This window comes from Pseudomonas sp. P20 (assembly GCF_016463925.1).
GTDB classification, from domain to species: domain Bacteria; phylum Pseudomonadota; class Gammaproteobacteria; order Pseudomonadales; family Pseudomonadaceae; genus Pseudomonas; species Pseudomonas aeruginosa.
On the sequence record NZ_JAEMVM010000007.1, the window covers coordinates 290,750 to 311,762 of the forward strand.

10 protein-coding genes are annotated in these 21,013 nt (G+C 66.2%); 3 read left to right on the forward strand and 7 right to left on the reverse strand.

The genetic code is table 11. From position 1 onward, the window contains the following. Positions 1–65: 65 nt before the first annotated feature. The 3 genes from mscK to JHD77_RS08805 all read right to left on the reverse strand — a co-directional run bounded on the left by mscK (position 66) and on the right by JHD77_RS08805 (position 7,351). Positions 66–3,422, reverse strand: a complete 3,357-nt coding sequence (mscK, locus tag JHD77_RS08795) for a mechanosensitive channel MscK (RefSeq protein ID WP_003103675.1) — start codon at positions 3,420–3,422, stop codon at positions 66–68. Between the two features lie 91 nt (positions 3,423–3,513). Beyond that, complete coding sequence (locus JHD77_RS08800; protein WP_003106481.1) at positions 3,514–5,256, reverse strand: potassium/proton antiporter; 1,743 nt, start codon at positions 5,254–5,256, stop codon at positions 3,514–3,516. 292 nt (positions 5,257–5,548) lie between these two features. Further along, positions 5,549–7,351, reverse strand: coding sequence for an acyl-CoA dehydrogenase (locus JHD77_RS08805; protein ID WP_031756321.1), 1,803 nt, complete (start codon positions 7,349–7,351; stop codon positions 5,549–5,551). Positions 7,352–7,652: 301 nt separating this feature from the next. Between JHD77_RS08805 and JHD77_RS08810 the strand changes: the two genes are divergently transcribed. Next, complete coding sequence (locus tag JHD77_RS08810) at positions 7,653–8,489, forward strand: 23S rRNA (adenine(2030)-N(6))-methyltransferase RlmJ (protein ID WP_003095790.1); 837 nt, start codon at positions 7,653–7,655, stop codon at positions 8,487–8,489. 3 nt (positions 8,490–8,492) lie between these two features. Here the strand turns inward: JHD77_RS08810 and msrA are convergent, their stop codons facing one another. The 4 genes from msrA to aceE form a co-directional block, all read right to left on the reverse strand. Further along, the gene (msrA, locus tag JHD77_RS08815) at positions 8,493–9,140 is read right to left on the reverse strand and encodes a peptide-methionine (S)-S-oxide reductase MsrA (RefSeq protein ID WP_003095789.1); all 648 of its coding nucleotides are present in this window, start codon (positions 9,138–9,140) and stop codon (positions 8,493–8,495) included. Between the two features lie 93 nt (positions 9,141–9,233). After that, positions 9,234–11,933 carry a phosphodiesterase DipA gene (dipA, locus tag JHD77_RS08820; RefSeq protein WP_003106476.1) on the reverse strand — a complete coding sequence of 900 codons (2,700 nt, stop codon included), beginning with the start codon at positions 11,931–11,933 and terminating at the stop codon, positions 9,234–9,236. 417 nt (positions 11,934–12,350) lie between these two features. Then, positions 12,351–13,994 (reverse strand): dihydrolipoyllysine-residue acetyltransferase, encoded by a 1,644-nt coding sequence (aceF, locus tag JHD77_RS08825; RefSeq protein WP_003125595.1) that lies wholly within the window; start codon positions 13,992–13,994, stop codon positions 12,351–12,353. Positions 13,995–14,138: 144 nt separating this feature from the next. Next, positions 14,139–16,787: a pyruvate dehydrogenase (acetyl-transferring), homodimeric type gene (gene aceE / locus JHD77_RS08830; protein ID WP_003114556.1), complete on the reverse strand. Its 2,649-nt coding sequence runs from the start codon at positions 16,785–16,787 to the stop codon at positions 14,139–14,141. A 281-nt stretch (positions 16,788–17,068) separates the two neighbouring features. Between aceE and glnE the strand changes: the two genes are divergently transcribed. Together glnE and ilvE are read left to right on the forward strand one after the other, a co-directional pair. Continuing rightward, on the forward strand, positions 17,069–20,017 hold the full coding sequence (gene glnE, locus JHD77_RS08835) for a bifunctional [glutamate--ammonia ligase]-adenylyl-L-tyrosine phosphorylase/[glutamate--ammonia-ligase] adenylyltransferase (RefSeq protein ID WP_031756322.1): 2,949 nt from the start codon (positions 17,069–17,071) through the stop codon (positions 20,015–20,017). Between the two features lie 55 nt (positions 20,018–20,072). Next, on the forward strand, positions 20,073–20,996 hold the full coding sequence (ilvE, locus tag JHD77_RS08840) for a branched-chain-amino-acid transaminase (protein WP_003095783.1): 924 nt from the start codon (positions 20,073–20,075) through the stop codon (positions 20,994–20,996). Positions 20,997–21,013 lie beyond the last annotated feature (17 nt).

The window sequence follows — 21,013 nt, forward strand, 5'->3', positions numbered from 1 at the left end:
AGAGGCCTCCGGCAATTCCCGAGCATTGTGCTGGGAATTGCCGGAGGGCGTCCAGGCCCGGAGGTTCAGCGGGTCGGTTCGGCGGGACCGTCCTGGCCCTTGAGCGCGGGCGGATTGCCGACGCCGCTGTGCTGCGGCTCGCCGACGAACAGCTGGACCTGCTGGCCCTGGAGGTTCTTGACGAACACATCGACCTGGTTGAAAGCCATGTCGATCTTGTGTTCGCGGAAGCTGGTGGCGATCTTCGTCAGGATCTCGTCGGTAGAGGGGTTGCGGTCGCCCAGTTCGCGGACGTGGAAGCGCAGCTCGTAGTCGAAGGTACTGGCGCTGATGGTCAGGAAGTACAGCAGCGGCTCCGGGTCGCGCAGTACCCGCGGGTTTTCCTTGACCGCCTGCATCATCAGCTTGCGCGCCAGCGGCAGGTCGGTCTCGTAGGCCAGGCCGATCTTGATGGTGACCCGGGTCACGGTATCGCTCAGCGACCAGTTCACCAGTTGCCCGGTGATGAAGGTCTGGTTCGGGACGATGATCTCCTTGCGGTCGAAATCGGTGATGGTGGTGGCGCGGATGCGGATCCGGCTGACCGTGCCGGACAGGTTGCCGATGGTCACCACGTCGCCGATTCGTACCGGACGCTCGAAGAGGATGATCAGGCCGGAGACGAAGTTGGAGAAGATCGCCTGCAGGCCGAAACCGAGGCCTACCGAGAGCGCCGCCACCAGCCATTGCAGCTTGTCCCAGCTGACCCCGAGGGTGGACAGGGCGCTGACGATGCCGATGCCGCTGATGGCGTAGGAAAGCAGGGTGGTGGTGGCGTAGGCGCTGCCCTGGGCCAGGGTCAGGCGCTGCAGTACCAGGACTTCCAGCAGGCCGGGCAGGTTGCGCGCCAGGGCCACGGTGACCACCGCGATGGCCAGCGCCGCGAGGAAGTCGCGCAGGCTGATCGGCACGCTGGTGGCCGCTTCGCCGGTGCCGGCGGTGTACTGGTACAGGGTGACGTTGTCGAGGTAGGAGATCACGCTGATCAGGTCGGCCCAGACCCAGTACAGGCAGACGATGAAGCCGATCAGCAGAGCCAGGCGGATCAGCCGCAGCGATTGCTGGTTGATCTGCTCGATGCCGAGGGTCGGCTCCTCGACGTTGGTCTCGCCATCGACGCCTTCCTTCGCCGCGTTCTGCCGTTTCGCCAGGGCCCGGGCGTAGGCCAGGCGCCGGGCCGCCACGCCCAGGCCGCGGACGAAGGCGGCTTCGATGACGAACCAGAGCAGCAGCAGGTAAAGGGTATCGATGAGACGGTCGGTGAGCTTCAGCGAGGTGTAGTAGTAGCCGAAGCAGACCGCGACGAAGAGCACCAGCGGCAGCGCGGTGAAGAGGATGCCGACGATCATCTTGATCAGCGACGGACGTTCGTCGCCGGGGCTGCTGAACAGCAGGCGGCTGAGCAGCCAGGCCATGGCCGCGTAGCCGAGCAGGACCACGGCGATGCCGATCACGTCGTCGGCCAGACTCGCCGGCTGGTGCTCGGCCACCGTCACCACGCCGACCAGCGCCAGGACCACAACGCCGAGGCGGACCAGGTGCCGGTCGAGGAAGCCGACCTGTTCGCGGCTCCAGTGGAAATGCCGCTCGGCAATGCCGCCCGGGGTGAGGATGCGATGGGCGGTGTAGAACAGCAGCCAGACCTGGGCCATTTCCAGCAGGGCGCTGCCGAGGGTGGCGTTCTGGCCGCGGGCGTCCAGCAGCAGGGCCAGCCCGGCGACGGCGAAGGTCAGGGTGCCGGGCAGGGCGAGGAGGATGGTGATCAGGATCGCCAGCGGGGTATGCAGTTGGCTGTCGCGCTTGAAGTGGCCGATGTCGTCGTTCAGCTCCGCCAGCTTGTCGTACAGGTAGCGGCGTTTCCACAGCAGCGCGGCGATCAGCAGGAACAGCGGCAGGAACAGCAGCGGCCGATCGACCAGGCCTTCGCCCAGTTCACGCACCCCGGAGCCCCAGGGGATCTCGGTGAGCTGGTTCTTCAGCAGGGTCGGGGTCATCTTGAACCAGGACAGGTCGAGCGGCTGGTTGCTGGGAATCCAGAACATCTGCTCGTCGAGGGTGGTGCGCAGGCTCTCGCTGGTGGAAAGCAACTGTTTCTGGTTCAACTGCAAGGTGATCGCTTCGTTGAGCAGCGCGTTGAGTTCGTGGTTGAGCCGTTCGAGCAACTCGGAACGGGTTGCCAACAGGGTGTCGAGATCCTTGCGCAGTTCCGGCGTGACCTGCTCGCTGGGCTGCTGGGCGAGCAGGTCGTCCAGGTATTGCTGCGGGGTCGCCAGCTTGTCGCGTTCCTGGTTCAGTTCGAACTGGCCGAGGCGCAGGTCGGCGATCTCGTCGGCTAGGCTCTGGTCGGCCTTGATCTTGGGCAGCGCCTGTTTCTGCTTGTAGAGGATGCGCGACAGCAGCAGGCTGCCGCGCAGGACGTTGATCTGTTCCTCGAGGGCCTGGTTGGACTGGGTCAGGTTGTCCAGTTGCTGCTTGGTCTCGAGGTTGCGCCGGGTGAGCACGTTGAGGCGGTCGGTGGCACGCAGGAGGTAGTCGGAGAGACGCAGGTTCTTGGCGTTCTCCTGGCTCAGCAGGCTGTCGGTGCCGGCCCCCTGGGCGCCTTCCTTGGACAGCTCGGCGACGGTCTTTTCCGACTGCTCGCGGCGCTTCTCGCTGATCAGCGCCTGCAGGTCGAGGGTTTCCTTTTCCAGGCGCGAGATCTTCTCGGTGAGCAGATCGTGCTGGCTCTTGCCGAGGTCCTGCAGCAGGTTGTTGCCGGCCAGCTCCTGGCGCAACAGCTGGCTCTGCACGGTCAATGCGGCCTGCTCGGCGAGCAGCTCGCCGCGACGGTCGGCGTTGATCGTCTTGCCGCTTTCCTTGCCGGCCTTGAGCAGCGAGCCGATTTCCAGGATCCGTGCCTGCATGCTGCTGATGCCGGCCTGGGCTCGTTCCGGACGGGTCTCGGCGGTGATCGACAGGCTGTTGGCCTCGCCCAGGGCTTTCTGCCACTCGGCCTGCTGGGTGGTGCGGTCGTTGAGCAGCATTTCCAGGCGGGCCGCGCTCTCGCCGCTGTAGCGTTCGCTGACCGGACGTTCTTTGGTCTTCTTCAGGCGCTCCAGTTCGCGCTGGTTTTCCTCGATCTGCCGGGGCGCGTCGCTCAGGCGCTTTTTCAGGTCCTCCAGGCTCTGCAGCGCTTCGTCGCGCGCGGCGAGGAACTTGAGGGTCTGTTCGAGGCTGGCCTTGGCGACCTTCTGGTCGGCTTCGGCGAGCTTGCGCTCGGCCAGCTTGTCGAGGCTTTGCTGGACGGCCTCGGCCGAGGGCGGCTCGGACTGGGCGAGGAGCGGCGGACTGGCAAGGCAGAGGCCGAGGAAAAGAATAGCGATCAGGGAGCGAAGGGCAGGCATGGTCGAGAAGAGACTCGAAGAAGGGTGAATGCAGGTTAGTGGTGGCTCCGAGGCGCCGCAAGGCGCCTCGGAACGGGAATTCGACAGGAAATCAGAGGAAAAGTCCGGGCCCTGGGCGGCCTTCCGGAAACTTCACGCCGACCTTGCGGATACGGTTGCCTTCCAGGGCGGCCACGGTCCAGGTCAGGCCGTTCCACTCCACCTGGTCGCCGATCACCGCTTCGCCGCCGATCTCGTGGGCGATGAAGCGGCCCAGCGCTTGCTCGCCGTCAATGCCGTCGAGCTTCAGGCCGTAGAGCGAGGCCACCGCCGACAGCTGGGCATCGCCTTCCAGCACGAAGTCGCCGAAGAAGCGCGCGCCGAGGCCCCGGTCGGGCGCCTGGCTGAACAGCTTGCCGAGGGCCGGCAGGTCGTGTTCGTGGCCGATCACGCAGAGAATGTCGTCGGCCTCGAGGATGGTGCTGCCCGACGGGTGGAGCAGTTCGGTGCCGCGGAACAGCGCGGCGATCCGGGTCCCGCCGGGCATCTTCAGCTCGCGCAGGGCGGCGCCAATGCACCACTTTTCCTTGTTCAGGTGGTAGACGAACAGCTCCCACTCGCTGGTCGGGTGGATCTCCAGGCCGGCGCGGGATATCGGTGCCGGATCCGGCGGCACCACCACCCGCAGCAGCCTGGCCGCCCAGGGCAGGCTGGTGCCCTGCACCAGCAGCGAGACCAGGACGATGAAGAAGGCCACGTTGAAGAACAGCTGGGCGTTCTGCAGGCCGGCCATCAGCGGGAACACCGCGAGGATGATCGGCACCGCGCCGCGCAGGCCGACCCAGGCGATGAAGGCTTTCTCGCGGTCGTGGAAGGCGCGGAACGGGATCAGTCCGATCAGTACCGACAGCGGTCGTGCCACCAGGATCATCCACAGCGCCAGGGCCAGTGCCGGCAGGGCGATCGGCCACAGGTCGTGGGGGGTGACCAGCAGGCCGAGGACCAGGAACATGCCGATCTGCGCCAGCCAGGCCATGCCGTCGAGCATGTGCAGGATGCCGTGGCGGCTGCGGATCGGGCGGTTGCCGAGGAGCAGGCCGCACAGGTAGATGGCGAGGATGCCGCTGCCGCCGACGGCGTTGGCCAGGGCGAACACCAGCAGGCCGCCGCTGATCACCAGCAACGGGTAGAGGCCGCCGGCCAGGTGCATGCGGTTGATCAGTTGCAGCAGCAACCAGCCGCCGCCAAGACCGAGCAGGGCGCCGAGACCGAACTGCTGCACCAGGTGCAGGGCGAAGCCCCAGCTGAGGCCGGTCTGGCCGCTGGCGAGCATCTCGATCAGGGTCACGGTGAGGAACACCGCCATCGGGTCGTTGCTGCCCGATTCGATTTCCAGGGTCGCGGTGACCCGCTCGTTGAGACCTTTGCCGCCGAGCAGGGAGAACACCGCGGCGGCGTCGGTGGAGCCGACGATGGCGCCGATCAGCAGGCCTTCCATCCAGTGCAGGTCGAACAGCCAGGCTGCCGCGATGCCGGTCAGGCCGGTGGTCACCAGCACGCCCAGGGTGGCCAGCGACAATGCCGGCCAGAGCGCCACGCGGAAGCTGGAGACGCGGGTGCGCAGGCCGCCGTCGAGGAGGATCACGGCGAGCGCCAGGTTGCCCACCAGGTAGGCCATCGGATAGTTGTCGAAGACGATGCCGCCGACCCCGTCGTTGCCGGCGATCATGCCGACGGCGAGGAAGATCACCAGGATCGGGATGCCCAGGCGGGAGGACAGCGAGCTGACGAGGATGCTCATGCCGACCAGCACCGCCCCGATCAGGAAGAAATTATTGACGGTGACGGCGTCCAAGGTCGGCCTCCTCGCGGCGGGACAGGGGGAAGGCGACGCTACGGGTCGGTTTTACGTAGGGGAATTACGTAGACAGGATGCAGGCCGCATGCCAAGTGATTCTAACCTGCGGATTTGGCGGACTGTAAAGGGGCGGCTGCGGTTTTTTTCGAAGGAATTCCAAGGCTTTCGCGTTGTCCGGGCGAGTGCGCGCGGACTCGCCGGCGTGGCCGCCAGGCAACGGCAACCCGGCGTCCATGCCCGGACATAAAAAAGCCCCGGACGTGACCGGGGCGGGAAAGGGCAGGCAGGATCAGAACCATTCTTCCTGCATGCTCGAACACACGTCGTCGCGGGCCTCCAGCAGCGCCAGTTCGTGGTGGCAGCCAGGCACTTCCCAGGTCAGGAAGTAGCGTGCGGCCTGCAACTTGCCGCGATAGAAGTCGGCGTCGGTGCAGTCGCCGCGAGCCAGCCCTTCCTCGGCGCGGATCGCCTGCTCCAGCCAGCGCCAGCCGATCACCGCATGGCCGAACACTTTCAGGTACAGCGCCGAGTTGGCCAGGCCCTGGTTGACCTGGCCCTGCATCAGGTCGCCGAGCAGTGCCAGGGTCACCTCGGACAGCCGCGCCACCAGCCGTTCCAGCGGCTGGCGCAGGGCGACCAGGGATGGGTGGGCTTCGGCGCGCCGGCAGGCATCCTGGATCAGGCGGGTCAGCTGGCGCAGGCCGGCGCCATTGTTCTGCCCGACCTTGCGTCCCAGCAGGTCGAGGGACTGGATGCCGTGGGTGCCTTCGTGGATCGGGTTCAGGCGATTGTCGCGGTAGTACTGTTCCACCGGGTATTCGCGGGTGTAGCCGTGGCCGCCGAGGATCTGGATCGCCAGCTCGTTGGCCTTCAGGCAGAACTCCGAGGGCCAGGACTTGACGATCGGGGTCAGCAGGTCGAGCAGGTCGTGGGCCTGGCGGCGCTGTTCGTCGTCTTCCAGGGTCTGGCTGTCGTCGAACAGGCGCGCGGCGTACAGGCCCAGGTCGAAGGCGCCTTCGACATAGGCCTTCTGGGCCAGCAGCATGCGCCGCACGTCGGCGTGGCGGATGATCGCCACCTGTGGCGCGCTCGGGTCCTTGCCGTCCGGCAGGCGGCCCTGCGGGCGTTCGCGGGCGTACTCCAGCGAATAGAGGTAACCGGCATAGCCAAGCATCACCGCGCCCATGCCGACGCCGATGCGCGCCTCGTTCATCATCTGGAACATGTAGGCCAGGCCGTGGTGCGGCTTGCCCACCAGGTAGCCGACGCAGGCGCCGTTGTCGCCGAAGTTCAGCGCGGTGGAGGTGGTGCCGCGATAACCCATCTTGTGGAACAGGCCGGCGAGGATCACGTCGTTGCGCGGCCCGAGGCTGCCGTCGGCGTTGACCAGGAACTTCGGCACGATGAACAGCGAGATGCCTTTCACCCCCGGCGGTGCATCCGGCAGCTTGGCCAGGACCATATGCACGATGTTCTCGGAGAGCGGGTGGTCGCCGCCGGAGATGAAGATCTTGTTGCCCTTGATCCGATAGCTGCCGTCGGCGGCCGGTTCGGCGCGGGTGCGGATGTCGGAGAGGGAGGAGCCGGCGTGCGGTTCGGTGAGGGCCATGGTGCCGAAGAAGCGGCCCTCGATCATCGGTTGCAGGAAGCGCTGCTTCTGCTCCTCGCTGCCGAAGCTCTCGATCAGGTTGGCGGCACCCATGGTCAGGAACGGATAGGCCGAGCTACCGACGTTGGCCGCCTGGAAGTGGGCGAAGCAGGCCTGCGACAGCAGGGTCGGCAACTGCATGCCGCCTTGCTCGAAGCTGCGGGTGGCGTTGAGGAAGCCGGCGTCGAGGAAGGCATCCACTGCCGGCTTCACTTCCGGAATCAGCGTGGCTGAGCCATTCTCATAGAGCGGCTCGTGTTCGTCGCCCTTGCGGTTGTGCGGGGCGAACAGCTTTTCCGCCAGGCTCCGCGCGGTGCCGAGGGCGGCATCGAAGGTTTCGCGGCTATGTTCGGCGAAGCGCGGGCGCTGGGTCAGGGCTTCGGCATCGAGGACTTCGTACAGCTCGAACGCCAGGTTGCGGGAACTGAGCAGGGTTTCGGACATGACGACCTCGGCGAAAGGGGATCGTGGGGCGGCGCGGCGAAGGCATCGACCGTCGCAGGCGGTGCCAGGGTGCCAGCGAGTCTAGGCTGGTGAATGAAGGTCGCCAACCAACATCGATATGCGTGATACAAGGGCCAAACCTGCGACGGCGAGACCGCTGCCGAAGCCTCGGGAGGCTGGTAGAATCCGCGCCCCTCGCCCATGGGCGAGGGCCTGTGCCGACGCGGGGTCGGCGCGAATCCGCCGGGGCCGGGCGGTCCGGCTAGCAGCGCTGCCTGGCGCTGTCCAAGGAGCAGTCATCATGAACTATCGTCACGCTTACCACGCCGGCAACCATGCCGATGTCTTCAAGCACCTGGTGCTGGCGCGGATCTTCGCCCTGCTGGGGCGCAAGGACACGCCGTACGCCTACCTGGACAGCCATTCCGGGGTCGGCCTCTACGACCTGCAGGGTGACGAGGCCAGCCGCACCGGCGAGTGGGAGCAGGGCATCGCCCGCCTGTGGGAGCGCGAAGGCCTGCCCGAGCAACTGGACGATTACCTGGACGTGATCCGTCACCTGAATCCGGACGGCTCCCTGCGCTACTACCCGGGCTCGCCGGAACTGGCACGGCGCCTGACCCGCGCCCAGGACCGCGTGCTGCTCAACGAACTGCATCCCGAGGACGGCCGCCTGCTCAAGGCCAACATGGCTGGCGAACGGCGGGTCGCCGTGCACCAGGGCGACGGTTGGCTGCTGCCGCGGGCGTTCCTGCCGGCGCCGGAAAAGCGCGCGGTGCTGCTGATCGATCCGCCGTTCGAGCAGGCCGACGAATTGCAGCGTTGTGTCGCTGCGCTCGACGAGGCGATCGGGCGGATGCGCCAGACGGTGGTGGTGATCTGGTATCCGATCAAGGACGAGCGCCAGCTCAAGCGTTTCTACCAGGCCCTGGAACGTAGCGTCGCGCCGAAGCTGCTGCGTGCCGAGCTGCACGTGCATCCGATCGACGACGCCGAGCGTTTCAACGGCTCCGGGCTGGCCATCGTCAATCCGCCGTGGCCGCTGGAGGACGAACTGCGCGACCTGCTGCCCTGGCTGGCCGAGGTCATGGCCCAGAGCCAGGGCGGCTGGCGTCTCGACTGGCTGGTGGCGGAATAGTCGTCAGGCCGGCAGGCACACCCCGGTGCCGCCCAGGCCGCAGTAGCCGTTGGGGTTCTTCGCCAGGTACTGCTGGTGGTAGGCCTCGGCGTAGTAGAAGGGCGGGACGTCGGCGATCTCGGTGGTGATGCGGTCGTAGCCGGCTTTCGCCAGTTCGGCCTGGAAGCTCTCCCGGCTGGCCATGGCCGCGGCCTTCTGGGCCGCGTCGAAGGTGTAGATCACCGAGCGGTACTGGGTGCCGATGTCGCCGCCCTGGCGCATGCCCTGGGTCGGGTCGTGGGCTTCCCAGAATACCTTGAGCAGCTGTTCGAAGCTGGTCTCCTGCGGGTTGTAGACCACCAGCACGACCTCGCTGTGGCCGGTCAGGCCGGAGCAGACTTCGTCGTAGGTCGGGTTCGGCGTGTAGCCGCCGGCATAACCCACCGCGGTCACCCAGACACCCGGTTGCTGCCAGAGGCGACGCTCGGCGCCCCAGAAGCAGCCCATGCCGAACAGCACCTGTTGCAGGCCGGCGGGGAACGGCGCGGTCAGCGGGCGGCCGTTGACGAAGTGCGCTTCGGGCACCGGCATGGCGCTTTCGCGACCCGGCAGGGCCTGGTCCGGCGTGGGCAGCTCGCTTTTCTTGGTGAGGATTTCAGAACGCAGAACCATGGCTCTCGTCTCCTGCTCAGGGGGTAGGCGAATGACTCGCGGATGAGCACAGAGAGTACAGCCTTTCCGCGCCGGCGGGGGAGGCCTGGGCGATCAGTGCAGGGTGCGGCAAGGATAGCGCAGCAGACTGGTATTGAGCAGGTCGCTGGGGATCGGCCGGTCGAACAGGTAGCCCTGGCCGATGTCGCAGCGGTTGCGCCGGAGGAAGGCCAGTTGCTCGGCGCTCTCCACGCCTTCGGCGACTACCTTGAGCTTGAGGTTGTGGGCCATGGCGATCACCGCCGAGGTGATTTCCATGTCGTCCTGGCTGTCCGGGATGTCCTTGATGAAGCTGCGGTCGATCTTGATCACGTCGATGGGGAATTTCTTCAGGTAGCTCAGTGACGAGTAGCCGGTGCCGAAGTCGTCCATCGCCAGGGTCAGGCCGAGGCTCTTCAGGCGTTCGAGTTGCTGGCGGGTATCGTCGGTGGCGTCCAGCAGCAGGCTTTCGGTGAGCTCCAGTTCCAGCTGGCTGGCCGGGATGTTCTCTTCGTGGAGGATCGCCGCGATCGAGCCGACCAGGTCCGGGTCGGTGAACTGCTTGGGCGACAGGTTGATGGCGATCTGCAGCTCGCCCAGCCCGGCCTCGGCCAGCTCGCGGGCCTGGCGACAGGCTTCGCGGATCACCCACTTGCCGATCGGCACGATCAGCCCGGTTTCCTCGGCCACGCTGATGAAGCGGTCCGGGCGGATCATGCCTTTTTCCGGATGCTGCCAGCGCAGCAGGGCTTCCAGGCCGAGCAACTGGCCGCTGCGCAGGCACAGCTTGGGCTGGTAGTGCACCGCCAGTTCGTTCTGCGCCAGGGCGCGGCGCAAGTTGCTCTCGACGAACAGCTTGTAGCTGGCCTCGGCGGTCAGCGCCTCGGTGAACACCTGGACCTGGTGCTTGCCGTTGGCCTTGGCCTTGTGCAGCGCCAGGCCGGCGTACTTCATCAGGGTCTGCGGGTCGCAGCCGTGCTGCGGGGCGCTGGCCAGGCCGATGGAGCCGGTGATGTTGATCAACTGGTTGTCGACGAACAGCGGCTTGTCGAGCATGTGCAGGACCTGCGCGGCAATGCTTTCGCCCTTTTCCACCGCGGTGTCGTCGAGCAGCACGGCGAACTCGTTGCTGGCGAAGCGCGCCAGGGTGGCGCCGTCGCCGAGGCAACTGCGCAAGCGCCGGGCCAGGCTGACCAGCAGCTTGTCGCCGGTCTGGTGGCCGAGGCTGTCATTGATCCGCTTGAAGTTGTCGATGTCCACCAGCAGCAGGCTGAGCGGGCGGTCGCCGCTGCTTTCCAGGCGTTCCTCGAGGGCGCCGATGAAATAGTGCCGGTTGGCCAGGCCGGTGAGGTTGTCGCGGTAGGCGAGTTTCTCGATGTGCTGCTGGGCCAGCTTGTTCTGCGTGATGTCTTCGTAGATGCCGATGTAGTGGGTCAGCTCGCCGAGATCGTCGTAGACCTTCGACAGCGACAACTGGCCCCAGTAAGGCTCGTGGTTCTTGCGGCGGCTGCGGAACTCGCCCTGCCAGCTGTTCTGCTGGGTCAGCGCGGAACGCGCGTCGAACAGCAGCTCGCTGAGGTTCTCCAGCGCCGGAAGCTCGGACAGGCGTCGGTTACGCACTTCGTCGGCGCTGTACTGGGTGATCGAGGTGAAGCTCGGATTGACGTATTCCACCACGCCGTCGCGGTCGATCAGCAGGAAGGCGCTGGCGCTCTGTTCCACCGCGCGCTGGAACAGGTGCAGGGCGCTGGAGACATTGCGTCGCTCGTGGTTCATCAGGACCTGCGCGTACTGGTCGGCGAGTTCCCCGGCGAAGGCGATCTCGTCGCTCTGCCACATGCGGTTCTCGCCGGCGTGTTCCAGGCACAGCACGCCGACCACCTCGCCGCCGATGCGGATGGTGGCGTCGAGCAGGGCGTTGACGCCCAGCGGCTTCAGGTAGTCCTTGTAGAGTTCCTGGGTGCGTGGGTCGCGCTGGGCGTTGTGGGCGTCGATGGCGCGCCCGCTGTGTACCGCCTCGAGGTAGGCGGGGTAGCGGCTGGCGTCGATGCTCTGGGGCTTCTCGTACTGGTCGAGGTCGCGGCGGTAGACGGTCACCGCTTCCAGGCGCTGGTCGTCGAGCAGCCGCCAGATGCCGGCTCGCGCGGTGCCGTAGGCTTCGCAGGCGGCCTGGGTGATCAGTTGCGCAGCCTCCAGCAGCGGGTCGCTGGACAGGTAGCGATGGCGGGCCAGGCGGACGATCAGGTTCTGCTGGGTGCGCGAGCGCAGCAGGTGTTGCAGGTGGTCGTCCTGGGAGCGCTGGTAGAGGTCCAGGGACGCCTTCAGGCGCAGGTTCTGCGATTCCAGGTCGAGCAACTGTTCGCTGCGCTCGGCGCTCTCCGCTCGCTCCTCGACCATCAGGTAGCCGTGCAGCAACTGGCGGCCATGCTGCTGGAAGGCTTCGCCGAACTCCAGCATGGTCAGCACGCCGTTGGGTGTGTGCAGCTTGTAGCTCACCTGGTAGTGCGGGCGCTTCACCAGTTGCTGCTGGATCTGCTCGTGCAGGCGGTGGCGGGCCTCGGGTTCCATCAGGCTGGCGTAAGGCGCATCGAGCAGTGCGCAGAGGGTAGTCGCCGGCAGCCCGAGCTGGCGCTCGCAGGCAGGATCGAGGAACAGCAGTGCCCAGCTCGGCTCGTTCAGCCGCTCGAAACGCAGCAGCCCGAGCCGCGACGGCACGGGTAGCTGCGTGACAACCTCGGCCGCCGAACGGCTGGCGGCATCGGGATGACTTTTCATGCGAGGCTGATTCCAGGTACTGAGCGAGGGGGAGGCCTCGACCCGTTTCGATGGGGTGCAGGCAAAGGGTGCATTATGCCGATTGGTCTGACAAGTAACTCTGTATCGGCCCGGCAGGGCCCAAGTTAAGCGTATCCGGGAAAAAACCGCTGGACGGTCGGAGGTCTGCGGTGCCGCTGGAAAAGCCCTGTTTTTCGTAGGGTTGGCTTCGCCGGGAGGGTTGGCGTCGAGCGCCTGTCATCGTGCGCGCCGAACTCGCGCCTGCGGGTCCTGTGGCATTCGCTGGCGGTACGACGGGACGCAGTTTCGCCGAGCCGTCAGGCGGGCAAAAAAAGCCCCACCATCCGGTGGGGCCGAGAGACGAGCGTGGCATGCTCGCGAGAGGGGCTGGCCGCTCCGTGGGGAGCGGCGCAGGTATTACAGGAGCAGGGTGCGGATGTCCGCCAGCAGCTCGCCCAGGCGCTTGGTGAAGCGCGCCGCGGCGGCACCGTTGATCACGCGATGGTCGTAGGACAGCGACAGCGGCAGCATCAGGCGCGGCTGGAAGGCCTTGCCGTCCCATACCGGCTGCATGGTCGCCTTGGACACACCGAGGATCGCCACTTCCGGCGCGTTGACGATCGGCGTGAAGCCGGTGCCGCCGATGTGGCCGAGACTGGAGATGGTGAAGCAGGCGCCCTGCATGGCATCGGCCGAGAGCTTCTTGTTGCGGGCCTTGTCGGCCAGCTCGGCGGCCTCGGCGGCCAGTTGCAGGAGGCTCTTCCGGTCGACATCGCGGATCACCGGGACCAGCAGGCCGTCCGGAGTGTCCACGGCGAAGCCGATGTGTACGTACTTCTTGCGGATCAGCGCCTTGCCGCTGGGGGCCAGCGAACTGTTGAAGTCCGGCAGTTCCTTGAGCAGGTGGGCGCAGGCCTTGAGCAGGATCGGCAGTACGGTCAGCTTGACCCCGGCCTTCTCCGCCGCGGCCTTCTGGGCAACGCGGAAGGCTTCCATGTCGGTGATGTCCGACTGGTCGAACTGGGTCACGTGCGGCACGTTCAGCCAGCTGCGATGCAGGTTGGCGGCGCCGACCTGCATCAGGCGGGTCATCGCCACTTCTTCCACTTCGCCGAACTTGCTGAAGTCGACTTCCGGGATCGGCGGGATGCCGGCTCCGCCGGTGGCGCCGGCACCGCCGGACTTGGCGCGCTGCAGTTGCTCCTTGACGAAGACCTGGACGTCTTCCTTGAGGATGCGACCCTTGGGACCGCTGGCTTTCACTTCGCTCAGCTCGACGCCGAACTCGCGCGCCAGCATGCGCACCGCCGGGCCGGCGTGGACCTTGGCGCCGTCGCGGCTGGGTGCGCCGACCGGAGCCGGGGTATCGGCCTTGGCTGGCGCAGGGGCCGCCGCGGCGGGCTTCTGCTCGGCGGCGGGCGCCGCGGCCTGGGCCGGAGCGGCTGCCGGTTGCTCTTCGGCTGCCGGAGCGGCGCCTTCCACCTTCAGCTTGAGGATCAGGTCGCCGGTGCCGACTTCGTCACCGACCTTGATCGAGACGCTTTCCACCACCCCGGAGGCCGGCGAGGGAATCTCCATGCTGGCCTTGTCGGATTCCAGGGTGATCAGCGACTGGTCGGCCTCGACCGTGTCGCCGGCCTTGACCATCACTTCGATGACGTTGGCCTTGCCGGCCGAGCCGATGTCCGGGACCTTGATGTCCTGGACGCTGGCCGCGGCGGGGGCGGCCGGCTTGCTCTCGCTCGGGGCGGGAGCAGGCGCTTCGGCTTTCGGCGCTTCCGGTTGGGCGGGCGCTGCCTCGGCCTTGGCTTCGGCAGGCTGTTCGCCGCCTTCCACTTCCAGCTCGAGGATTTCGTCACCTTCTTTCAAGGTGTCGCCGACCTTCGCCTTGATGCTTTTCACTACCCCGGCCTTGGGACTGGGGATTTCCATGCTGGCCTTGTCGGATTCCAGGGTCAGCAGGCTCTGATCGGCCTCGACCTTGTCGCCGGGCTTGACCAGCAGCTCGATGACTTCACCCTCACCGTTGCCGATGTCGGGTACGCGAATGAGTTCGCTCACATTCCTCTCCTTTTACGTGCCACCACCGCTGTGCGGCGCGCAAAACAAAGACTTTTGGTCCTTGGTTCGTTGTGAGCCGGCGCCGCCCGTTGGCGGCGCCGGCGTGCTCGAAACCCCTCGCTGCCGAGGGGAGTATGGAGCGAATTAGCAATCCAGCGGGTTGCGCTTCTCCGGATCGATCCCGTACTTGGCGATGGCCTCGGCCACCACTTTCGGCTCGATATCGCCGCGATCGGCCAGCGCTTCGAGCGCGGCCAGCACCACCCAGTGACGATCCACTTCGAAGAAGTTGCGCAGCTTCTTGCGGCTGTCGCTGCGGCCGAAGCCGTCGGTGCCGAGCACCTTGTACTCCTTGGAGGGAACCCACTGGCGGATCTGCTCGGCGTAGAGCTTCATGTAGTCGGTGGAGGCGATCACCGGGCCGCGACGGCCGCCCAGGCACTCCTCGACGTAGCTCTGCTTCGGCTTCTGGCCCGGATGCAGGCGGTTCCAGCGCTCGACGGCAAGGCCGTCGCGACGCAGCTCGTTGAAGCTCGGCACGCTCCAGACGTCGGCGCCGATGCCGAAGTCGTTGCGCAGCAGCTTGGCCGCTTCCTCGACTTCGCGCAGGATGGTGCCGGAGCCCAGCAGTTGCACGTGGTGAGCGGCTTCCTTCTTGTCCTCCTCGAGGAGGTACATGCCCTTGATGATGCCTTCCTCTGCGCCCTTCGGCATGGCCGGCTGGACGTAGTTCTCGTTCATCACGGTGATGTAGTAGAAGATGTCCTGCTGCTCTTCGATCATCTGCCGCGAGCCTTCGCGGATGATCACCGCCAGTTCGTAGGCGTAGGTCGGATCGTAGGTGCGGCAGTTCGGGATGGTCGAGGCCAGCAGGTGGCTGTGGCCGTCCTCGTGCTGCAGGCCTTCGCCGTTCAGCGTGGTGCGACCGGCGGTGCCGCCGATCAGGAAGCCGTGCGCGCGGCTGTCGCCGGCGGCCCAGGCCAGGTCGCCGATGCGCTGGAAGCCGAACATCGAATAGAAGATGTAGAACGGCAGCATCGGCTGGTTGTGGGTGCTGTAGGAGGTACCGGCGGCAATCCAGCTGGACATGGCGCCGGCCTCGTTGATGCCTTCCTCGAGGATCTGGCCCTTCTTGTCCTCGCGGTAGAACATCACCTGGTCCTTGTCCACCGGCTCGTAGAGCTGGCCGACCGAGGAGTAGATGCCGAGCTGGCGGAACATGCCTTCCATGCCGAAGGTACGGGCCTCGTCCGGGACGATCGGGACGATGCGCGGGCCGAGTTCCTTGTCCTTGACCAGCTGCGAGATGATCCGCACGAAGGCCATGGTGGTGGAGATCTCGCGATCGCCGGAGCCGTCGAGCATGGCCTTCAGGGTTTCCAGCGGCGGAACCGGCACGCTCATGCTCTTCTGCCGGCGCACCGGCATGAAGCCGCCCAGCGCGGCGCGGCGCTCGGCCAGGTACTTGGCCTCGGCGCTGCCTTCTTCAGGCTTGTAGAACGGCAGCTTCTCCAGGTCGGCGTCCTTGACCGGGATGTCGAACTTGTCGCGGAACGCGCGCAGGCTGTCGACGTCGACCTTCTTCACGTTGTGCGCGATGTTCTTCGCTTCGCCGCTGCCGGTGCCGTAGCCCTTGATGGTCTTGGCCAGGATGACGGTCGGCTGGCCCTTGTGGTTGACCGCCTGGTGGTAGGCCGCATAGACCTTGTAGGGGTCGTGGCCGCCGCGGTTGAGCTTCCAGATTTCCTCGTCGGAAAGGTCCTTGACCATTTCCAGCAGTTCCGGACGCGCGCCGAAGAAGTGCTCGCGCACGTAGGCGCCGTCTTTCGCCTTGTAGTTCTGGTATTCGCCGTCGATGACCTCGTCCATGCGCTGCTGCAGCAGGCCGGCGGTGTCCTTGGCGAACAGCGGGTCCCAGAAGCGACCCCAGATGACCTTGTTGACGTTCCACTCGGCGCCGCGGAACACGCCTTCCAGTTCCTGGATGATCTTGGCGTTGCCGCGGACCGGGCCGTCGAGGCGCTGCAGGTTGCAGTTGATGACGAAGATCAGGTTGTCGAGTTTCTCGCGGCCGGCCAGGGAGATCGCGCCGAGGGATTCCGGCTCGTCGCACTCGCCGTCGCCCATGAAGCACCAGACCTTCTGCTTGCCGGCGGGGATGAAGCCGCGGCTTTCCAGGTACTTCATGAAGCGTGCCTGGTAGATCGCCTGGATCGGGCCAAGGCCCATGGATACGGTGGGGAACTGCCAGAAGTCTGGCATCAGCCAGGGGTGCGGATAGGAGGACAGGCCGTTGCCGTCCACTTCCTGGCGGAAGTTCTCCAGTTGTTCCTCGCTGATGCGGCCTTCGAGGAAGGCCCGGGCGTAGACGCCGGGGGACGCGTGGCCCTGGAAGAACACCAGGTCGCCGCCGTGTTCGTCGGTGGGAGCCTGGAAGAAATAGTTGAAGCCGATGTCGTAGAGGGTCGCCGAGGAGGCGAAGGTGGAGATGTGGCCGCCCAGGTCCGGGTCGTGCTTGTTCGCCCGCATCACCATCGCCAGGGCGTTCCAGCGCACCAGGGAGCGGATCCGGCGTTCCATGAACAGGTCGCCGGGCATGCGTGCTTCGTGGGTTACCGGAATGGTGTTGCGATAGGGCGTGGTGATCGCGTAGGGCAGTTGGGTGCCGCTACGGCTGGCCAGCTCGCCCATGCGGGTCATCAGGTAATGAGCGCGGTCTTCACCTTCGCGGTCGAGTACGGACTCCAGGGCGTCCAGCCATTCCTGGGTTTCGACGGGATCGAGGTCTTGCATGGCTTGCTCCAGGGCGGAAAGGCTTCCAGAATCGGATGCCATAGGTGAGCGGCCGGCCTCGTGGGCGACCGCAGCTAATTCTTGGATGTTCTCCGGGGGTGTACCCGGCGACTTGTAGTTTTACTACAGATCAGTCTGAGAAACAGCCCTCTGGATACAATTTTTAGTAGTAAAACTACATTTCGATTGTCGCTGTCAGGCTATAAGGCCCGATGTAGAGCCTTTTCGACGTTGTGCGTCGAGCCTGTGGTCTTCGGTCGGAAGCCCAAACAGGATAGACCATGAGCCTGCCTTCGCTGGCGAATCTGCCGGCCACCCTGCTGCCCGCCGCCGAACGCGCCGGGACTGCCCTCCGCTCCGCTGTCGCCGCCCTCGATGCCGCCGCCCTGGCCCGCCTGGAGGCCTGGCCCGAGGAGCGCCTGGAGGATTTCCGACGGGTCGCCGCGGCCAGCGATTTCGTCGCCGAGCAGGCAGTGCGCGACCCGGCGATGCTGCTGGAACTGGCCGAACGCGGCGAGCTGGAGAACCCCCACGCGCCCGGCGAACTGCGCAGTCAGTTGCAGGCGCGGCTGGAGGATTGCGCCGACGAGGACGAACTCGGTCGGCGCCTGCGACGTTTCCGCACACGCCAGCAACTGCGCATCATCTGGCGCGACCTGACCCGCCGCGCCGCGCTGGCGGAAACCTGTCGCGACCTGTCGGCCCTGGCCGACGCCTGCATCGACCTGGCTTGCGAGTGGCTCCATCGGCGCCAGTGCGAGCAGTTCGGCACGCCGATCGGCCGGCGCTCCGGCGAACCGCAGCGGATGGTGGTCCTCGGCATGGGCAAGCTGGGCGCGGTGGAACTCAACCTGTCGTCGGACATCGACCTGATCTTCGGTTACCCGGAGGGCGGCGAGACCGAGGGGGCGAAGCGTTCGCTGGACAACCAGGAGTTCTTCACCCGCCTGGGGCAGAAGCTGATCAAGGCGCTGGATGCGATCACCGTCGACGGCTTCGTCTTCCGCGTCGACATGCGCCTGCGTCCCTACGGCTCCAGCGGACCGCTGGTCTACAGCTTCGCCGCGCTGGAGCAGTACTACCAGGACCAGGGGCGCGACTGGGAGCGCTACGCGATGATCAAGGCGCGGGTGGTCGGCGGCGACCAGCAGGCAGGCGAGCAACTGCTCGGCATGCTGCGGCCGTTCGTCTATCGGCGCTACCTGGACTTTTCCGCCATCGAGGCGCTGCGCACCATGAAGCAGCTGATCCAGCAGGAGGTCCGGCGCAAGGGGATGTCGGAAAACATCAAGCTGGGCGAAGGCGGTATCCGCGAGGTGGAGTTCATCGCCCAGGCCTTCCAGTTGATCCATGGCGGGCGCGACCTGAGCTTGCAGCAACGGCCGCTGCTGAAGGTGCTGGCGACCCTGGAGGGGCAGGGCTACCTGCCGCCGGCGGTGGTCGAGGAGCTGCGCGGCGGCTACGAGTTCCTGCGCTACGCCGAGCATGCCATCCAGGCGCTGGCCGACCGGCAGACGCAAATGCTGCCCAGCGACGAATACGACCGCATCCGCGTGGCCTTCATCATGGGCTTCGCCAGTTGGGCCGCATTCCACGAGCGCCTGAGCCACTGGCGGGCGCGCATCGACTGGCACTTCCGCCAGGTGATCGCCGACCCGGACGAGGACGAAAGCGGCGAGGCGGCCTGCGGCAGCGTCGGCGCCGAGTGGATCCCGCTGTGGGAGGAGGCGCTGGACGAGGAGTCGGCCAGCCGGCAACTGGCCGACGCCGGCTTCGTCGATGCCGAGGCGGCCTGGAAGCGTCTCAGCGATCTGCGCCACGGCCCCCAGGTACGAGCGATGCAGCGTCTCGGCCGGGAGCGCCTGGATGCCTTCGTTCCGCGCCTGCTGGCGATGACCGTGGAAAACCCCCAGCCGGACCTGGTGCTGGAGCGGGTCCTGCCGCTGGTGGAAGCGGTGGCGCGGCGTTCCGCCTACCTGGTGTTGCTGACCGAGAACCCCGGCGCGCTGGAGCGCCTGCTGACCCTCTGCGCGGCCAGCCCGATGGTTGCCGAGCAGATCGCGCGGTTCCCGATTCTACTCGACGAGCTGCTCAACGAGGGGCGCCTGTTCCGTCCTCCACAGGCCGCCGAGCTGGCCGCCGAGCTGCGCGAACGGCTGATGCGGATTCCCGAGGACGACCTCGAGCAGCAGATGGAGACCCTTCGTCACTTCAAGCTGGCCCACGGGCTGCGGGTGGCGGCCTCGGAGATCGCCGGCACGCTGCCGTTGATGAAGGTCAGCGACTACCTGACCTGGCTGGCCGAGGCGATCCTCGTCGAGGTCCTCGAACTGGCCTGGCGGCAGTTGGTGCAGCGTCACGGCCGGCCGTTGCGCGCCGACGGCATGCCGTGCGATCCGGACTTCGTCATCGTCGGCTACGGCAAGGTCGGCGGGCTGGAGTTCGGCCATGGCTCGGACCTCGACCTGGTGTTCATCCATGACGGCGACCCCCAGTGCGAGACCGATGGCGGCAAATCCATCGATGGCGCGCAGTTCTTTACCCGCCTGGGGCAGAAGATCATCCATTTCCTCACCGCGCAGACGCCATCCGGCACCCTCTACGAGGTCGACATGCGCCTGCGTCCGAGCGGCGCGGCCGGCCTGCTGGTGAGTTCGCTGGGCGCCTTCCAGCGCTACCAGGAGCAGGAGGCCTGGACCTGGGAGCACCAGGCGTTGGTCCGCGCCCGGGTGCTGGCCGGTTGCCGGCGGGTGCAGGCGAGCTTCGAGGCGGTACGTGCCGAGGTGCTGGCGAGGCCGCGCGATCTCGACGCGTTGCGCACCGAAGTCAGCGAAATGCGCGCCAAGATGCGCGACAACCTGGGAACCCGCGCGACCGCCGCCGGTACCGCCTCGAATGCCTTCGAGGCCACGGCAGCCTTCGATCTCAAGCACGATGCCGGTGGTATCGTCGATATCGAATTTATGGTGCAATATGCGGTTCTAGCTTGGTCCGGAGAACACCCGGCGCTGCTCGAATTCACCGATAACATCCGCATTCTGGAAGGACTGGAACGGGCTGGCCTGATCGCCAGCGAGGACGTCCGTCTCCTGCAGGAGGCCTACAAGGCCTATCGCGCAGCCGCACACCGCCTGGCACTACAGAAGGAGGCCGGGGTCGTGAGCGGCGAGCACTTCCAGACGGAGCGGCGAGAAGTGATCAGGATCTGGCGCGAGCTGCGGCTCGGCTGATCCACTCAGGCACGTAACGCAAGTACGTAACGAATATCTGAAGGAGCTGGCAACTATGTCGATGGCCGATCGTGATGGCGTGATCTGGTATGACGGTGAACTGGTGCAGTGGCGCGACGCGACCACGCACGTGCTGACCCATACCCTGCACTATGGAATGGGCGTGTTCGAGGGCGTGCGCGCCTACGACACCCCGCAGGGCACGGCGATCTTCCGCCTGCAGGCGCATACCGACCGGCTGTTCGACTCCGCGCACATCATGAACATGCAGATCCCGTACAGCCGCGACGAGATCAACGAGGCGACCCGCGCCGCCGTGCGCGAGAACAACCTGGAAAGCGCCTATATCCGCCCGATGGTGTTCTACGGAAGCGAAGGCATGGGCCTGCGCGCCAGCGGCCTGAAGGTCCATGTGATCATCGCCGCCTGGAGCTGGGGCGCCTACATGGGCGAGGAAGCCCTGCAGCAAGGCATCAAGGTGCGCACCAGTTCCTTCACCCGCCACCACGTCAACATCTCGATGACCCGCGCCAAGTCCAACGGCGCCTACATCAACTCGATGCTGGCCCTCCAGGAAGCGATCTCCGGCGGCGCCGACGAGGCCATGATGCTCGATCCGGAAGGCTACGTGGCCGAAGGCTCCGGCGAGAACATCTTCATCATCAAGGATGGCGTGATCTACACCCCGGAAGTCACCGCCTGCCTGAACGGCATCACTCGTAACACTATCCTGACCCTGGCCGCCGAACACGGTTTTAAACTGGTCGAGAAGCGCATCACCCGCGACGAGGTGTACATCGCCGACGAGGCCTTCTTCACTGGCACCGCCGCGGAAGTCACGCCGATCCGCGAAGTGGACGGTCGCAAGATCGGCGCCGGCCGCCGTGGCCCGGTCACCGAAAAGCTGCAGAAAGCCTATTTCGACCTGGTCAGCGGCAAGACCGAGGCCCACGCCGAGTGGCGTACCCTGGTCAAGTAAGCACCGAAGAAGGGTGT

What these genes read in the sequence shown, in the direction of transcription:
- mscK (WP_003103675.1), bottom strand. Translation starts at nt 3,422, where the DNA reads ATGCCTGCCCTTCGCTCCCTGATCGCTATTCTTTTCCTCGGCCTCTGC.
- JHD77_RS08805 (WP_031756321.1), bottom strand. Translation starts at nt 7,351, where the DNA reads ATGTCCGAAACCCTGCTCAGTTCCCGCAACCTGGCGTTCGAGCTGTAC.
- JHD77_RS08810 (WP_003095790.1), top strand. Translation starts at nt 7,653, where the DNA reads ATGAACTATCGTCACGCTTACCACGCCGGCAACCATGCCGATGTCTTC.
- msrA (WP_003095789.1), bottom strand. Translation starts at nt 9,140, where the DNA reads ATGGTTCTGCGTTCTGAAATCCTCACCAAGAAAAGCGAGCTGCCCACG.
- dipA (WP_003106476.1), bottom strand. Translation starts at nt 11,933, where the DNA reads ATGAAAAGTCATCCCGATGCCGCCAGCCGTTCGGCGGCCGAGGTTGTC.
- aceE (WP_003114556.1), bottom strand. Translation starts at nt 16,787, where the DNA reads ATGCAAGACCTCGATCCCGTCGAAACCCAGGAATGGCTGGACGCCCTG.
- glnE (WP_031756322.1), top strand. Translation starts at nt 17,069, where the DNA reads ATGAGCCTGCCTTCGCTGGCGAATCTGCCGGCCACCCTGCTGCCCGCC.
- ilvE (WP_003095783.1), top strand. Translation starts at nt 20,073, where the DNA reads ATGTCGATGGCCGATCGTGATGGCGTGATCTGGTATGACGGTGAACTG.